This is a genomic window from Pseudomonas sp. B6001, from assembly GCF_013386015.1.
Lineage (GTDB): Bacteria > Pseudomonadota > Gammaproteobacteria > Pseudomonadales > Pseudomonadaceae > Aquipseudomonas.
In genome coordinates this window covers 65,076-79,411 of sequence record NZ_JACAOX010000011.1, presented here as the reverse complement: position 1 = coordinate 79,411, position 14,336 = coordinate 65,076, and the positions used below count along the sequence as shown (strand labels likewise).

Here is a 14,336-nt window from a genome sequence, read left to right as displayed (position 1 = left end):
TGATGAACCCCATGCTGAAAACACTGGCGGTACTGGCGATCGGTTCCCTGGCGATGGTCGCCCACGCCGAAGAGCTGAAAGTCATGACCTCCGGCGGCTTCACCGCTGCCTACAAGGTGCTGGGTGCGCAATACGCCACCCAGAGCGGCGACACCCTCGACACCATCCTCGGCCCGTCGATGGGCAAGGCGCCGGAAGCGATTCCCAACCGCCTGGCCCGTGGCGAACACGCCGACGTGGTGATCATGGTCGGCTACGCCCTGGATGAGCTGATCAAGCAAGGCAAGGTCGACAAAGCGTCCCGGGTTGAACTGGCGGACTCGCGCATCGGCCTGGTGGTCAAGGAAGGCGCGGCCAAGCCCTCGATTGCCACCGATGCCGAACTGAAGACGGTACTGACCAACGCCAAATCCGTCGCGTACTCGGACAGCGCCAGCGGCGTCTACGTCGAAAAGGAACTGTTCAAGAAGCTCGGCATGCCGTCCAAGGGCACCATGATCGAACGCATCCCGGTGGCCTCACAGGTGGCCAAGGGTGATTACGAAGTGGGCTTGCAACAGGTGTCCGAACTGCTGCCAATTCCAGGCGTGACCTACGTCGGAAAGATCCCTGAAGACGTGCAGTCCGTCACCCGTTTTGCCGCCGGCATTCCGGTAAATGCGCAGCACCCGGCGCAGGCGAAAAAGCTCCTGCAATTCCTCGCCTCGCCCCAGGCGCAACCCGTGGTGCAATCCACCGGCCTGGATTCGGTCTCACACTGACCGGAACGGCATCTCCCGCGTCAACCGCTCCAGTTCCAGTGCCGCCGGCGTCAACGTACGCCCGCGGCGCTTGATCAATCCCACGTTGCGCACCACCTCCGGCTCCACCAGCGGCACGCTCGTCAGAATCGGATGTTCGCCGCCCGGCATCGCAATCGACGGCACCATCGCCACCCCAAGCCCCGCCTCCACCAGCCCGATCATGGTCGTCACGTGATGGGTTTCGCAGATGCTTGGTTTCTTCACCCGCACGCCGCGCAGGGCCTGGTCCAGCAGGAAGCGGTTGCCTGAGGTCTTGTCCACGGTGATGTAGTCGTGCTCGTACGCCTCGGCCCACGTCACACTGGCGCGGTCCGCCAGCGGATGCTCCCGGCGACAGGCCAGTACATAACGCTCCTGCAACAGCAGCTCGAACTCCACCCCGTCTGCCAGGCTGCCGCTGAAACTCACGCCGAAATCCGCCTCGCCACTTTCCACCGCCGCACACACCTCGCCCGCACTCGCGTCCAGGACCCGCAGGCGAATCTTCGGATAGAGCTTGTGGAATTCGGAGATCACGTGGGGCATGAAGTAGTACGCGGTGGACGGCACACAGGCGATGGTGACATTGCCCATGCGGGTCGAGGCGACGTTGCTGATGCCCATCAGGGCGATGTCCAGGTCATCGAGCATGCGCTCGACTTGCGGCAGGAACGCGCGGCCGACCATGGTCAGGCTGACCCGGCGCGTGGTGCGTTCGAAGAGTTTGACGTCGAGGGCGGATTCGAGCTTCTCGATACGCCGGCTGAGGGCCGGCTGGGAGATACGGATGGCTTCGGCCGCCGCACGGAAACTGCCCTTATCTACGACGGCGCGGAAGGCCTGGAGGTCGTTGAGGTCGAAGTTGATGATCACGGGGGCAGCCATTGGTTGAGCAGATGTGGCGGGCATTATCGTATGGAGGCTGGCGGGATGCTATTGGCGCGGGCCACAGAATCGGGATCAGCCAATAACCCTACGGAAAATATGCGGTCATACATATCAGCAGGGAATTTGCGTGGGTTGGAAACGAGACTTCTGAAAAGCGTCAATACTGACAGCTCTTAGGTACCACCTCACAGGTCTAACATGGGAAAAACAGTTGTCAGCACAACACTGCTGATTTGTCTTACTGGATGCGTAGGGATCCATCTAGCCCTTCCCGATGATAAAGATGCTCACACCAACACCCGACCACAACCTACCAAACGTGAATGGTGCGGAATGACTGTATGGGCTGTAGTTCCACTCCCACTGAAATTGCCTATGTGCAACTCGCCTCCTGCCAAATCCCCGCTGTATGCCTGCGGTCCCTTTATGTTTCTCGCACCACTCATGCATGGGTATAAAGGAAATTCTTTATGCGGGAAAATTCCTGCTTAGAGCCTCTTGCAGGATGACGACGACAATCAACCGCAGCGGCAATCTTTTCCACTCACGAATACAGACTGGTAACGCAATCAATGGATGAAACAATAAAAAGGACTTCCAGCCCTGCGCCTCTCTATCGAGCGCTTCGAGCGGGGTTGTGGCTCCTGGGTTTGCTCTGCCTTGCAGCTTTGGGCTTCTTCGCCTGGCAAAGCTTCTACCCGGTCAGTGCAGCCGAAGACTGGAGTGTTCATGTCGTCCACCGAGACGTAGCAAAGGCCGCATCACTGATGCCGATGCCCGACGGTTCGCTGATGGTGAGCCAGGAATTGAGCGATGGGCTTGGCAGTATCGTACGCATCTTGCCCGACGGAAAACGCGAGCTGGTTGTAGGAAAACTATCCAAGCCCGATGGCATGGTCGCCACTCAGGGCGGTTGGGTGTTCAGCCAGGAAGTGGACGGCGCGCCGGTCAGCTTCCTCAAGGACGGCGTCGTCACCGAGCTGTTCAGGGGAGAAAGCGTGCAAGGGCTGTGGGACGACGGCGAGTACCTGTATGCCATCGAAGACCGCAAGGTCGGGGCGCGGATTCTGCGCTATCACTGGAGCGACAGGACCTTGAGCGTCGTGCGTGACCAACTCAGCGAAGGCGAGTCGATTGTTCGCTGCACGGATGGGCGCATGCTCTACACAGAAAAGAAGAAGGGTGTGGTCCGCGAATTAACCGAGGACGGTAGCGATCCAGTGGTACTGAGCCAATTGAACAAACCCACCTTCCTGATGTGCGATGAACGCGGGTTATGGATCAACGAGGATTCCACCCACCGCGCGCGTTTGTTGTTGATCGACAAGCAAGGACGCCAGCAGACGATCCTGTCTTTCCTGAAGGCGCCACAGTCGATTGTGCGTACGACGAAGGGAACGTACCTCGTGGCCGAAGGTGGCCGTGACCGTATCCTGGAACTGGTGCCATCCGTGGCACGAGTAGACCCCGTTACAGCTGAAACCGCGCCACCGCCTCATTGAGCGACACGGCCAAGCGCGCCAGCTCTTGGCTCGACCCGTTGATCTGCCCTGCTCCCGAAGATGATTGCGCGGACAGGTCACGAATGTTGACGATGTTGCGATCCACTTCCTTGGCCACTTGCGCCTGCTCCTCGGCGGCGCTGGCGATGACCAGGTTGCGCTGGTGAATCTGGTCGATGGAGTCGGTGATCTGGCTCAAGGCTCCACCGGCGCCTTCGGCCAGGATCAAGGTTTCGCTGGCCCGCTGGGTGCTCGATTGCATTGAGGTCAGTGCCTCGCTGGAGCCACTGCGCATCGCGGTGACCATCTGGTCGATTTCCAGGGTCGATTGCTGGGTGCGATGGGCCAGCGCACGCACTTCGTCGGCCACCACGGCAAAGCCACGCCCGGACTCACCGGCACGCGCCGCCTCGATGGCGGCGTTCAGGGCCAACAGGTTGGTCTGCTCGGCGATGGAGCGAATCACATCGAGCACCTTGCCGATGTCCCGCGATTGATCGGCGAGGTTTTGCACCAGGCTCGAGGTTTCACCGATGTTGGTACTCAACGCCTGAATCGCGCTGACCGTCTCGCCGACGCGCTGCTGGCCATCGCGGGCCGTTTCATTGGAGAGCCGGGTGGATTCGGAAGTGGAGACTGCATTACGTGCCACCTCATCGGCGGCCGAGGTCATCTCGTTGACCGCGGTGGCGGCTTGCTCGATTTCAGCGGTCTGCTTTTGCAGGCTACGGCTGCTCTGGTCGGTGATGCCGTTGAGGTCGGTGGCCGATGCCGCCATCTGCCCGGCCGACTGGCGAATCAGCTGCAAGGTACTGCGCAGGCTGCCTTGCATGGTCTGCAACGCCACCAGCAGGCGCGTCACTTCGTCATCGCCGGTCACTTCAACGGTTTGCGTCAGGTCGCCTTGGGCGACGTTTTCTGCGGCGCGCACCGCGTGGCTCAGCGGACCAACGATGCTGCGCGTCAGCAACCAGGCCAGGGCCACGGTGCTCAACGCCGCCAGCAGCACGAAGCCGAAGACCATCGTGCGCGAGCGGCTGTACTGCAACTCGGCCGTCTGGCCCTGCAGGTTTATCTGGGCGTTGTAATAGTCGGCCAGGGCATTGAGCTGATTGCCGGAACCGTCGACCACGGTCTTCATGTCCACCAGCAGCAACTTGTTCAGCTCGGCGGTCTGCTGCTTGTCGGCAAGGATGAACGACTGGGTGAGGCCTTGCTGGTATTGCCGCAGGGAGACCTGAAACTGGTCGTAGAGATTGCGTACCTCAGGTGTATCAAGCACCGCACTCAGGTCGGCCAGTTTCTTTGCCAGATCCTGGCTGCGGGTGTCCATCTGGCTGCGGTATTGCGAGAGGCTCGCGGGATTGGGATCAAGGGCCATGCGCAGGGAAATAGTGCGGATGCGCAGCATGATTTCGCGGATATCCGAGACCAGGCGCATTTTCGGCACCAGGCCACTTTCAACCTGCACGGCGCTTTCGCGGATGCTTGCCATGTTCGAGAGCGCAAAGAACCCCAACAGCGCCACGAGCAAGGCAATCAAGGCAAAACCGAGACCCGCACGGCGGGCGATGGACAGGCTGCGGAGCGACATGGCGATTGTTCTCATTATGGGCATACGACATCGTATGACAGAGTTTCGGCCAGTCGGGGCGGGACTTTAGGGGTGTCGACCAGAAGTTAAGAGATATAAATTATCGACGTGAAAGGCCCACGGGGCGGACGCGCCTTGAATGTATTTCCAAGGCAGTCCGGGGCGCTTTATTCAGCGGGTTACATCGACCACGCCTGCGCACTTGCAAAAAACGCCTGAGCATTACTGTCCAGCGTTTCCAGGTGATACCCGCCCTCCTGCACGATCACACACGGCAACCCCAATCCACGAATGCACTCCCCCAGCCGCGCAAATCCTTCCCGCGTCACCGCCACTTTGCTTTGCGGATCCAGCTCGTAGATATCGAACCCCAGCGACAACACCAGCACGTCCGCCGAGAAGTCCTTCACTGCCTTCAATGCCAGTTCCAGCTTTTGGAAAAACACCGCCTCACTCGCGCCATGCGCCATCGGCAGGTTGAGGTTGAAGCCTTCCCCCTTGGCTGCGCCGCGCTCCTCCGCAAAGCCTGCAACCCCCGGATAGAAGTTGGTCGGGTCGCCATGAATCGACACGTACAGCACGTCATCACGCTCGTAGAAAATCTCCTGGATGCCTTGCCCATGGTGCATGTCGGTGTCGAGCACGGCGACGCGCTCGAAGCCAGCGCGCAACGCCTGCGCCGCAACCGCCGCGTTGTTGATATAGCAGAACCCACCGGCTGCATCAAAACGCGCGTGGTGGCCTGGCGGGCGGCACAGCGCGTAGGCCGCGGGTGCGCCGTCGAGGATGTCCCGGGCGGCAGCGACGGCGCTTTGGGCGGACCAATAGGCCGAGCGCCAGGTGAGTTCGCCAATCGGGCAACTGCCGTCGGCGAGGTAGCGCGCCGCCTGGGCAAGGATGCCGCGCAGGGCGTTGGGCTCGCGCACGAAGATGTTGGACATGACTTCGTCGCCCCAGTCTTCGGGGATTTCTTTCCAGCGCTGGTGGGCTTCCTGGAGGAAGGCCAGGTAGGCCGCACCGTGCACAGCCAGCAGTGGATCAAGGCCGTGGTCGTGGGGTTGCTGGATGTCGAAGCCCAGGTTTTGCGCGGCCAGCAGCAGATTGCGGGCGCGCTCCGGAACTTCCTGCGGGGTACGCATCTGGCCACGGGAGTAGTAGCTGCGAGGATGGTGCAGGAGTTGTTCGGGGTGGAAATAAGTACGCATGGGATTTCTCCTGATGGGCACACATCTGCGGTTGAACACCGGACCTGTAGGAGCTGGCTCGCCTGCGATTGCGGTGGCTCAGATACAAATTTGTTGCCTGAACCACCGCTATCGCAGGCAAGCCAGCTCCTACATTTTGATCGTGTTCAACCTTGCAGAAATGTTTCGTTAATTAGCCTGGCCGGCACGTTTCAACACGGCATTGAGCAATACATCGGTGCCCTGGCGAACATCCTCGGGCAGCACATCTTCGGCTTCGTTATGACTCAAGCCTCCCACGCACGGAATGAACACCATCGCCGTGGGGCAGAACCGCGCCAGGTGGATGGCGTCATGGCCAGCACCGCTGACAATCGATTGCTGGGCATAATCCAACGCATCCACGGCGGACTGCACACAGGCGACACACTCGGCATCAAACGGTGTCGCCGGGCTGATCCAGTGCGGGCTGACGGTGACGCTCAGACCACGTTGGGCGGCGATGTCCTGCAAGCGGGCACGCACCTGTTGCTCCATGGCTTCTATGTCGGCGTCGCGGTGATGACGCAGGTCGACGGTAAAATTCAGCAAGCCGGGAATGGTGTTGCGCGACGACTTGGCGATGCTCAATTCACCCACGGTCGTGAGGCCCTCAGGCGCAAAATCAGCCCCCAGGTTTTCCAGCGACTGGATCATCTGCGCGGCGCCGTACAAGGCGTCCTTGCGCAGTGGCATCGGCGTGGTCCCGGCATGGGCGGCCATGCCTTCCACGCGCACGTCTAGCCAGCGAATCGCCTGCCCACCGGTGACCACGCCAATGCTCTTGGCGTTGTCTTCCAGAATAGGACCTTGCTCGATGTGCGCTTCAAAATACGCATCCACCGCGCCACCCAAGGGGCGCTCGCCGTTGTAGCCGGTGCTGCGCAACGCATCCGCCACGCTGACACCGGCGACATCCCGGGTGGCCAGCGCGTTATCCAACGCCAAGGTGCCGGTGAACACGGCCGAGCCGAGCATGGCCGGGGTAAACCGGGCGCCCTCCTCGTTGGTCCACACCGCGATTTCCAGCGGTTTGCGGGTCTTGATGCCGTGGTCGTCGAGGCTGCGGATCACTTCCAGTCCGGCCAGCACACCATAGACGCCATCAAAACGCCCGCCTTCCGGCTGGGTGTCGAGGTGGCTGCCCATCATCACCGGCGCAGCTTCAGGGTCGGTGCCAGCCCGGCGGGCGAACAGGTTGCCGATGGCATCGACGCTCAGGGTCAGCCCGGCATCTTCACACCAGCGGCTGAACAGTGCGCGGCCCGCCTGGTCTTCGGCGCTCAACGCCAGGCGGCAACTGCCACCGCGGGCCGTGGCGCCGATTTCGGCCATGGCCATCAGGCTGGCCCACAGGCGCTCGCCATTAATCTTCAACATACACATTCTCCAATCAAACGCTTCAAGCCATTTCAAGACGGTGGGCGGTGGCGTGACGCCGGGACAACGCAAGTACGCACAGCAGCGAAACCGCCGCGATCGCGCTGTAGAACACAGCCATCGGCCACCACTGGCCCTGGTATTCATGGGCCAGCCAGGTGCCGATCAACGGCGTGAGGCCACCGGCCAGTGCGCCGCACACTTGGTAGGCCAGGGAGATGGCGGTGTAGCGCACGCGGGTTTCGAACAAGCCGCTGACGAAGCCTGCAATCACCGCATAAAACGAGGCCATGCACACCACGGCCAGGGCGATGCCGAGGATGATCAATGGCGCCTGGCCGCTGCTGACAAGCACGAACATCGGATAAGGCGAGGCCATCGCAAGCACGCTCATCGCACACAGAAAGCGTGTGGCACCGACCTTCTCCGCCACCCAGGCCGCCAGCGGCTGGACACAGAACTGGATGATGGCCACGACAAACAGGCATTCCAGAATCAACGAGCGCGGCAGGTTAAGTTGCTGGGTGGTGTAGGCAATCATGAAGGTGTTGGTGAAATACACCCCGGCAATCCCCAGGGTGTTGGCGCCGATGCACAGCAGCAGCGGGCGCCAGGCCGTTTTCAGCACTTCGATCACCGGGGCCTGATCCTGGGTGATGGCCCGGGCCTTTTCTGCCTTGGCTTTGTCTTCCAGGAACTCAGGCGATTCGTTGACGCCCAGGCGGATTGCCAGACCGACGATCAACAACAAGGCACTGGCCAGGAACGGCACGCGCCAGCCCCAACTGAGCAGGTCGGCCTCCGGCAAACGGGTTACCGCACTGAAGGCCAGCAACGACAGGATCAAACCCGCCGGGCTGCCCAACTGTGCAAAGGAGGCAAAGAAATTGCGACGGCCTTTGGGTGCATGTTCGCCGGCCATCAGCACCGCCCCGCCCCACTCGCCGCCAACGGCGATGCCCTGCACGATGCGCAGCAGCACCAGCAACACCGGCGCCGCGACGCCGATCTGCGCGTAGGTCGGCAACAGGCCGATACATACGGTGACCACGCCCATCATCACCAGCGTGATCACCAGGGATTTCTTGCGACCGATACGGTCACCGATATGCCCAAACACAATGCCGCCCAATGGCCGAGCGAAAAAGCCCACGGCAAAGGTGCCGAACGCGGCCATGGTGCTGAACAGTTTGTCGTCGGAAGGGAAGAACAATTGACCGAACACCAGCGCGGCGGCGGTGGCGTAGATGTAAAAGTCGTACCACTCGATCATGGTGCCGATGAAAGCGGCGGCCGCGGCACGGCGCGGCTGCGGCGAAGCGGAAGGCTTCATGGGGCTGGCTCCTTTGGTTATTTTTTTGGCAGGAGAAAGGTCTGGCGCACGCGCTCTGATGGCGCTGGTTGAGGGTGATTTTTCGTCTCGGCCCTATGATTAGTCAATTTTCTATTTATTATTCCGATTATAAATCCTGCTTATTATCGAGCTGTCGACATGCCTGAAAATCGCCGCGATGCTCATCCGCTGCTCAATGACCGCCTGGACTGGAACCTGTTGCGCACCTTCCGGGTGATCGGCCAGGAGTTGAGCATCAGTCGCGCCGCCGCCCGCCTGCACCTCACCCAGCCGGCCATCAGCCAGGCGCTCAAGCGCCTGGAAGAACAGCTCGACTGCCAGTTGATCGCCCGGCGCGGCCCGCGCTTCGTGCTGACCGAAGCCGGCGAGCAGATTTTCGCGATCGCCGGCGAGATGTATGGCCAGGTCTCGCAGATGAGCAACGCCCTGCAAAAGCCTGGCGACGAGGTGCTTGGCAAAGTGCGGTTGCTGATGATCAGCCGGATCAGTTCGGACACCTTTGATGACTTCCTGGCGGACTTCCATCGCCAGCATCCCCGGGTCGACCTGGACGTTGAGGTGATGCGCAGCTCTGACATCGTCGCCGCCCTGCTGGAGAAAACCGCGACGCTGGGCCTGAGCCTCAATCGCCGGCCGCAACCACGGCTGGAGCAGCACCTGTTCCTACGTCAGCGTTATGCATTTTTTTGCGGGCGGCATCACCCGTTGTTCGGACGCACCGGGCTGGCGGAGGGAGATTTGCAGTCGGAGAACTTCGTGAGTTTTACCAGCGACCAGATCGGCGGGATGCTCTCGCCGTTGACGATCTTTCGCGACCAGCAGGGCTTCAGCGGGCGCATCGTGGCGTCGTCCTCCAGCCTGGAGGAAGTTCGGCGGTTGGTGATTGCCGGGTTTGGCCTGGGCTGCCTGCCGATTCATGTGGTGGCCGAGGATGTGAAGCATGGGTTGCTCTGGCGCTTGCCGCCAGACGAAGGGATTACCGACGTGGATATCCACCTGCTGTGGAACCGTGAGCAGAAGATGAGCCGGGCGGAGACGGTGTTTATCGAAAGCCTGTCGGCACGGTTGGCCGCAGAATAAATGGCGTGATATGCAAGTCACTTGGCAGCCTCTTGCTAGTGTATGAGAGAGGCCCGTCGACCATCATTCGTTCACAAGTTACTCCCGCAGTCTCAAACGAAGAGGTGTTCGAATGTCCAGGATATGGTTTATCACCGGCAGTTCCCGCGGCCTCGGCCGCTCGATTACCGTAGCCGCCCTGCGCGCCGGTGATCGTGTGGTTGCCACCGCGCGCAATCCCAAGCAGTTGGATGACCTGGTGGCCGAATACGGCGAGGCGATTTATCCGGTCACGCTGGACGTGACCAATAACCAGCAGGTGCTGGAAGCGGTGGATGCCGCGGTGAAACATTTTGGTCGCCTGGATGTGGTGGTCAATAACGCCGGCTACGGTGACCTGGCGTCGGTGGAAGATGTGACGCTGGAGGATTTTTCCGCGCAGATCAGCACCAACTTCTATGGTGTGGTGCACGTGAGCAAGGCGGTGGTGCCGGTGCTGCGCGCCCAGGGCCGTGGGCATATCTTCCAGGTATCGTCGTTGGGTGGCCGCATCGGCATGGCCGGCCTGGCCGCGTATCAGAGTGCGAAATGGGCAGTCGGTGGATTTTCCACAGTACTGGCACAGGAAGTCACACCACTGGGCATCCAGGTGACCGTGCTGGAGCCGGGCGGCATGCGCACGGACTGGTCGGGCAGTTCCATGACGATTCCGGCCATCAGTGAGCCCTACCAACAAACGGTCGGCGCCCTGGTTGAATTGCTCAACTCCCCCGGCATCCTGCCGACGGGTCCGGACCGGGTTGCCGAAATCGTGCTGGAGCTGGCACTGAACAAAGACGCCCCGCTACGCTTGCTGATCGGCAGCGATGCCGTGCAATACGCCGCCCGGGCAGCGGCAGACTTGGCCGAGTCGGATAAAAAGTGGCATGACCTCAGCGTGTCAGCCTCGGATTAATCTCACGCTTTTGAAAAAGGTGCCGCATGCCTGACGTGACCCAACCCCGTTTCAACATACCGGATGTGTTCTGGCTGGCGCTGCAGAGCGTCGGGCTGGAGCCGTCGGTGGTGTTGCGTCAGGCACGCTTGCCCATGACCCTGCATATCCGCGAGCGGCGAGACCGGCGGCAGGTGACGACGCTGGAGTTCTTTCGCTTGTGGGAGGCGGTGCGCATACTTAATCCTGATCCGGCTGTCGGGATATTACTGGTGACGCGGCTGGATATCACCGCGCTTCCACCCTCCAGCTTTGCCGCTTTTATCGCCCGGGATTATCGCGATGGCCTGCACCGCCTCGCCCGCTTCAAGCAATTGTGCACACCCGAGCGCCTGCAGGTTTGCGAGGATGGCCGTACCTGTACGGTGACCATCGACTGGTTGCACACGCCAGAATTACCGCCTGCGCTGCTGGTGGATGCGGCGTTTGCGACGTTTGTTGAATTGGGGCGACGGGGAGCACGGACGCAGATCACTCCCCTGCAGGTCGAACTGGTTCGCCCGGACGATGGCAGCCGTGCACTGGCCGAGTTTTTCGGTTGCTCCGTGCGTTTTGGTGCCGGGCGCAACGCGCTGATACTGGACGCCGCCGATCTGGACCGACCTTTTCCGGGGTACAACCCGCAAATGCTCGAAATGCTGAACCCGGGCCTGGTGGCAGCGCTTGCCGAGGCCTCGACACCGGCCAGCATCAGCCATCAGGTCAAGATCACCCTCAAGCGCTTCCTGGCCAGTGGCCGCCCCGAGATGGTCGAGGTAGCGCGGGAGCTGGGCATGAGCGAACGCACGTTGCAACGGCGCATTACCGAGGCCGGCACCAGTTTTCGGCAACTGATGCTGGAAACCCGCCAGGAAGTGGTGCGGCATCTGCTCACCGAGCCGTCAATTGAGATAGACGAGATCGCGTGCCTGGTGGGCTATGAAGATACCAACTCGTTTTATCGTGCGTTTCGTTCCTGGGAGGGGACGACGCCGGCTCGGTGGCGGGCGTTGCAGACGCCCTCATCGTCTCATTGACGCTATGCCGACAAAGCCTTCTCGGCACTGCGCGCCATGATCTGCAAATCCTCGAACGGGTTTCTGCCAATCAACATGAACGCATGGGACGGGCTGGACCAAAACACCACGTTCATGCCCCGGCGCTGTTCGGTGGCCATGGCCACCGCACCTTTTTTCGCCGCCGTAATGCACAGCGCCAGCGGGCCGTGGCGCGCGTCGAGGTAGGTCAGTTGGCCGATCAGTACGCCGTCATAATCAAGGATTTGTGCGCGGCGAAATTCGGCGCCAGGCAGGTGTACTGCATCCGGGTTCAACGACAGGCCGAGCTGGGTCCCGACCGAACTCAGCTGGGCGATATGGGAGTCGGGATCGGCGCTGAGGTTTTCCAGGGTCTGGGGCGTATACAGCGCCATGTATTCGGCCACCGAGGCACGCCAGCCCGAACCGGGCTCAGGCCGGGGCCAGGTCATGAACAATCGATCAGCGACCACACCTGCCACCGCAAAGCTTGCTGCTACCGCGAGAAATTTGCGTCGACTCAGGGTCGGTGTTTGTGCCGGCGGCAACGCATCGAGCATCACCTGCAAACGCTCTGTAGGGGCTTGATCGAGAACCGAATCGAAGGCTGATTTGAACGGCAAGTGGCCGCGCTTGAGCAGCTCCAAGCGGGCTGTCACGGCAGGATCGATCCCCAGCAGGTTATCGATAAGCTGGCGCTGCTGAGGGTCTAACTCACCGTCCAGGTAAGCCACCAGCAGTTCATCCGACGGTGGTGTATTTTGAGTCATCGTCGTTCTCCGCTCGATTTATCCAACAAGCCGCTTGAGTGCGCAGTTTCAGCCAGCTTCATGCGTGCAGCGGCCAACCGGCTCATCACCGTTCCTACGGGAATATGCAGGACTTCGGCAATTTCCTTGTATGAGAGGCCTTCGACGTAGGCCAGAAAAACAGTCTCCCGCTGCGCTTCGGGTAATGCATTGACGCGCTTGATCACCTGCGCGGCCAGGACCTGGTCCTGAGCCAGGGCTTCACCGTCGAACGACAACGCCTGCTCGGCGTCGACAAACCCCTGCCCTTGCCGTACTCGCTGGGCGCGCAATTCGTTAAGCCAGATCGAATGCATGATCGTCAGCAACCAGCGGTCCAGCCGCGTGCCAGCCACGAACTGGCCTGCACGCTCCAACGCCCGCACGCAGGTGGCTTGCACCAGGTCATCAGCCACATGCTTTTGTCGCGACAGCACCAGTCCGTATCGCCATAAACGTGGCAACAGCTGGCTCAACTCTCGGCGCAACTCAGCGTCTGTGGTGATGGCAATCTCCCGGCTGTTCGCTCACAGCTTCAAGCCTGAGGCGCGGCGGCGATGGCTTCAGCCAGGTCTTCGTACTCTTCGCAGGTGGTGCTGCACAACGCCTTGATCTTCACCAGTTGCTCCTGGGCCAGGTCCACACGGCCCTTGATGACGTAGGCCTCCCCCAGGTACTCACGGACTTGTGCGTAGTTGGGGTCCAGTGCCACGGACTTCAGGTAGTAGCTGATGCCTTCATCGGTGCGCCCCAGTTTGCGGGTGGCGTAGCCGCGGTAGTTCAGGGCCTTGGCGGTGTTCGGGTTTTGCAGGGTGTCGAGCAGTGACAAGGCTTCTTCATAACGCCCGTCCTTGGCCAGGCGATAGGCGTAGTCGGTGCGGTCGGCGTCCGACGTGGCCTTGCTGGTTTGCAGCACGCACTTGCCGGTCTTGGTATCCCAGACCTGGCCTTTGGGGCAGTTGGGCTTGGGCGGCGCCGATTCGTCACCGGAGGCATGGGCCTGGCCGGCCAATAGCGCGGCGGCCATACAGGCGCCAAAGAACAAAGCGGTGCGGTAACCAACGGCGTGCTCGGGACGATTCTTCATGGCATTCATGCTCCGTAACGATAGGGAAAGTACAGCAGCAAACTCAGTAGGGAAGATCGCCACGAGGGGCCGGCAGCATGCGGCGCAACGTGCTGTCGCGCTGGATGTAGTGATGCCACAGCGCGGCGCAGGCATGCAGCCCGGCGAGTACGATGATCGCCCAGGCGACATTGTTGTGCAGGCCACCCAGAGTGCCTCGCAATTCGTGATCGATCACAAAAGGCGCTGGCACCGGGAACAGTCCGAAAAAGTTGAAGGGCTCGCCCTGGGCCCAGCGGAACAGGAAGCCCAGGGTCACCTGCGTCAGTAACAACAGGTATAAACAGCCGTGGGCGATTTTGGCGGCCACGTTAAGCGCAGGGTGATTGTCGGCCTTTGGGTGATTGCCGCCGAACACACGCCAGAGGATACGTGCAGCGATCAGCACCGCCATGGCGATGCCCAGGGAGATATGGACCGATTGCAGGCCCTTGCGCAGTGGCGTGCCTTTTTCCAGGTTTTCCCAGACGTGGGCGCTGGCGAACATGAAGATCACCAGGGCGGCGGTCAGCCAGTGGAAGGTGCGGGTCAGGCGGTCGTAGCGGTCGGCGGGATTGTTCATGGGCGTTTCCTGAGTGGTCTGTGTGGTGAACACCGCAGCAGGAAAACTTATTCAGAGGGATGGAAAAT

Annotated in this window: 14 protein-coding genes and 1 pseudogene; 5 read left to right on the top strand and 10 right to left on the bottom strand. The window is 61.1% G+C overall.

All coding sequences use genetic code 11. The features are described from left to right. The first annotated feature begins 2 nt into the window (after positions 1-2). Positions 3-761 carry a substrate-binding domain-containing protein gene (locus HX821_RS13300; RefSeq protein ID WP_087692592.1) on the top strand — a complete coding sequence of 253 codons (759 nt, stop codon included), beginning with the start codon at positions 3-5 and terminating at the stop codon, positions 759-761. On the opposite strand, the gene HX821_RS13295 is transcribed toward HX821_RS13300, so the two are convergent. Continuing rightward, complete coding sequence (locus HX821_RS13295; protein ID WP_008437881.1) at positions 753-1,655, bottom strand: LysR family transcriptional regulator; 903 nt, start codon at positions 1,653-1,655, stop codon at positions 753-755. The genes HX821_RS13300 and HX821_RS13295 overlap by 9 nt on opposite strands. 665 nt (positions 1,656-2,320) lie before the next feature. Between HX821_RS13295 and HX821_RS13290 the strand changes: the two genes are divergently transcribed. Then, positions 2,321-3,172 (top strand): hypothetical protein, encoded by an 852-nt coding sequence (locus HX821_RS13290; protein WP_177035883.1) that lies wholly within the window; start codon positions 2,321-2,323, stop codon positions 3,170-3,172. Here the strand turns inward: HX821_RS13290 and HX821_RS31985 are convergent. The 5 genes and pseudogenes from HX821_RS31985 to HX821_RS13270 all read right to left on the bottom strand — a co-directional run bounded on the left by HX821_RS31985 (position 3,141) and on the right by HX821_RS13270 (position 8,702). Further along, positions 3,141-3,950: a methyl-accepting chemotaxis protein gene (locus tag HX821_RS31985; protein ID WP_371316412.1), complete on the bottom strand. Its 810-nt coding sequence runs from the start codon at positions 3,948-3,950 to the stop codon at positions 3,141-3,143. The genes HX821_RS13290 and HX821_RS31985 overlap by 32 nt on opposite strands. A gap of 48 nt (positions 3,951-3,998) precedes the next feature. Further along, positions 3,999-4,766: pseudogene (locus HX821_RS31980) on the bottom strand (MCP four helix bundle domain-containing protein); the annotation flags it as partial. Positions 4,767-4,945: 179 nt separating this feature from the next. Further along, the gene (locus tag HX821_RS13280; protein WP_177035881.1) at positions 4,946-5,971 is read right to left on the bottom strand and encodes a histone deacetylase family protein; all 1,026 of its coding nucleotides are present in this window, start codon (positions 5,969-5,971) and stop codon (positions 4,946-4,948) included. A gap of 168 nt (positions 5,972-6,139) precedes the next feature. After that, positions 6,140-7,369, bottom strand: coding sequence for a Zn-dependent hydrolase (locus tag HX821_RS13275; protein WP_177035880.1), 1,230 nt, complete (start codon positions 7,367-7,369; stop codon positions 6,140-6,142). A 22-nt stretch (positions 7,370-7,391) separates the two neighbouring features. Then, positions 7,392-8,702: an MFS transporter gene (locus tag HX821_RS13270; protein ID WP_003211933.1), complete on the bottom strand. Its 1,311-nt coding sequence runs from the start codon at positions 8,700-8,702 to the stop codon at positions 7,392-7,394. Between the two features lie 159 nt (positions 8,703-8,861). Here HX821_RS13270 and HX821_RS13265 point away from each other — a divergent pair, with 159 nt between their 5' ends. The 3 genes from HX821_RS13265 (at position 8,862) to HX821_RS13255 (ending at position 11,792) form a co-directional block, all read left to right on the top strand. Then, positions 8,862-9,803, top strand: coding sequence for a LysR family transcriptional regulator (locus HX821_RS13265; protein ID WP_177035879.1), 942 nt, complete (start codon positions 8,862-8,864; stop codon positions 9,801-9,803). Positions 9,804-9,915: 112 nt separating this feature from the next. Next, complete coding sequence (locus tag HX821_RS13260; RefSeq protein WP_008437872.1) at positions 9,916-10,737, top strand: SDR family NAD(P)-dependent oxidoreductase; 822 nt, start codon at positions 9,916-9,918, stop codon at positions 10,735-10,737. Positions 10,738-10,763: 26 nt separating this feature from the next. Further along, positions 10,764-11,792: an AraC family transcriptional regulator gene (locus tag HX821_RS13255; protein WP_177035878.1), complete on the top strand. Its 1,029-nt coding sequence runs from the start codon at positions 10,764-10,766 to the stop codon at positions 11,790-11,792. Between the two features lie 2 nt (positions 11,793-11,794). Here the strand turns inward: HX821_RS13255 and HX821_RS13250 are convergent, their stop codons facing one another. The 4 genes from HX821_RS13250 to HX821_RS13235 are packed head-to-tail and all read right to left on the bottom strand — an operon-like array spanning position 11,795 to position 14,268. Continuing rightward, complete coding sequence (locus HX821_RS13250; RefSeq protein ID WP_177035877.1) at positions 11,795-12,562, bottom strand: anti-sigma factor; 768 nt, start codon at positions 12,560-12,562, stop codon at positions 11,795-11,797. Beyond that, the gene (locus HX821_RS13245) at positions 12,559-13,056 is read right to left on the bottom strand and encodes an RNA polymerase sigma factor (protein ID WP_003211943.1); all 498 of its coding nucleotides are present in this window, start codon (positions 13,054-13,056) and stop codon (positions 12,559-12,561) included. Before HX821_RS13245 ends, HX821_RS13250 begins: the two co-directional genes overlap by 4 nt. Before the next feature lie 59 nt (positions 13,057-13,115). After that, complete coding sequence (locus tag HX821_RS13240; protein WP_017479232.1) at positions 13,116-13,667, bottom strand: tetratricopeptide repeat protein; 552 nt, start codon at positions 13,665-13,667, stop codon at positions 13,116-13,118. A gap of 43 nt (positions 13,668-13,710) precedes the next feature. Continuing rightward, the gene (locus HX821_RS13235; RefSeq protein WP_087692600.1) at positions 13,711-14,268 is read right to left on the bottom strand and encodes a cytochrome b; all 558 of its coding nucleotides are present in this window, start codon (positions 14,266-14,268) and stop codon (positions 13,711-13,713) included. Between the last annotated feature and the right edge of the window lie 68 nt (positions 14,269-14,336).

Bases quoted from the DNA above. Each gene is read 5' to 3' on its own strand.
- HX821_RS13280 (WP_177035881.1), bottom strand. From the start codon at position 5,971: ATGCGTACTTATTTCCACCCCGAACAACTCCTGCACCATCCTCGCAGC.
- HX821_RS13260 (WP_008437872.1), top strand. From the start codon at position 9,916: ATGTCCAGGATATGGTTTATCACCGGCAGTTCCCGCGGCCTCGGCCGC.
- HX821_RS13275 (WP_177035880.1), bottom strand. From the start codon at position 7,369: ATGTTGAAGATTAATGGCGAGCGCCTGTGGGCCAGCCTGATGGCCATG.
- HX821_RS13250 (WP_177035877.1), bottom strand. From the start codon at position 12,562: ATGACTCAAAATACACCACCGTCGGATGAACTGCTGGTGGCTTACCTG.
- HX821_RS31985 (WP_371316412.1), bottom strand. From the start codon at position 3,950: ATGGCGGCATCGGCCACCGACCTCAACGGCATCACCGACCAGAGCAGC.
- HX821_RS13255 (WP_177035878.1), top strand. From the start codon at position 10,764: ATGCCTGACGTGACCCAACCCCGTTTCAACATACCGGATGTGTTCTGG.
- HX821_RS13235 (WP_087692600.1), bottom strand. From the start codon at position 14,268: ATGAACAATCCCGCCGACCGCTACGACCGCCTGACCCGCACCTTCCAC.
- HX821_RS13300 (WP_087692592.1), top strand. From the start codon at position 3: ATGAACCCCATGCTGAAAACACTGGCGGTACTGGCGATCGGTTCCCTG.
- HX821_RS13270 (WP_003211933.1), bottom strand. From the start codon at position 8,702: ATGAAGCCTTCCGCTTCGCCGCAGCCGCGCCGTGCCGCGGCCGCCGCT.
- HX821_RS13240 (WP_017479232.1), bottom strand. From the start codon at position 13,667: ATGAAGAATCGTCCCGAGCACGCCGTTGGTTACCGCACCGCTTTGTTC.
- HX821_RS13265 (WP_177035879.1), top strand. From the start codon at position 8,862: ATGCCTGAAAATCGCCGCGATGCTCATCCGCTGCTCAATGACCGCCTG.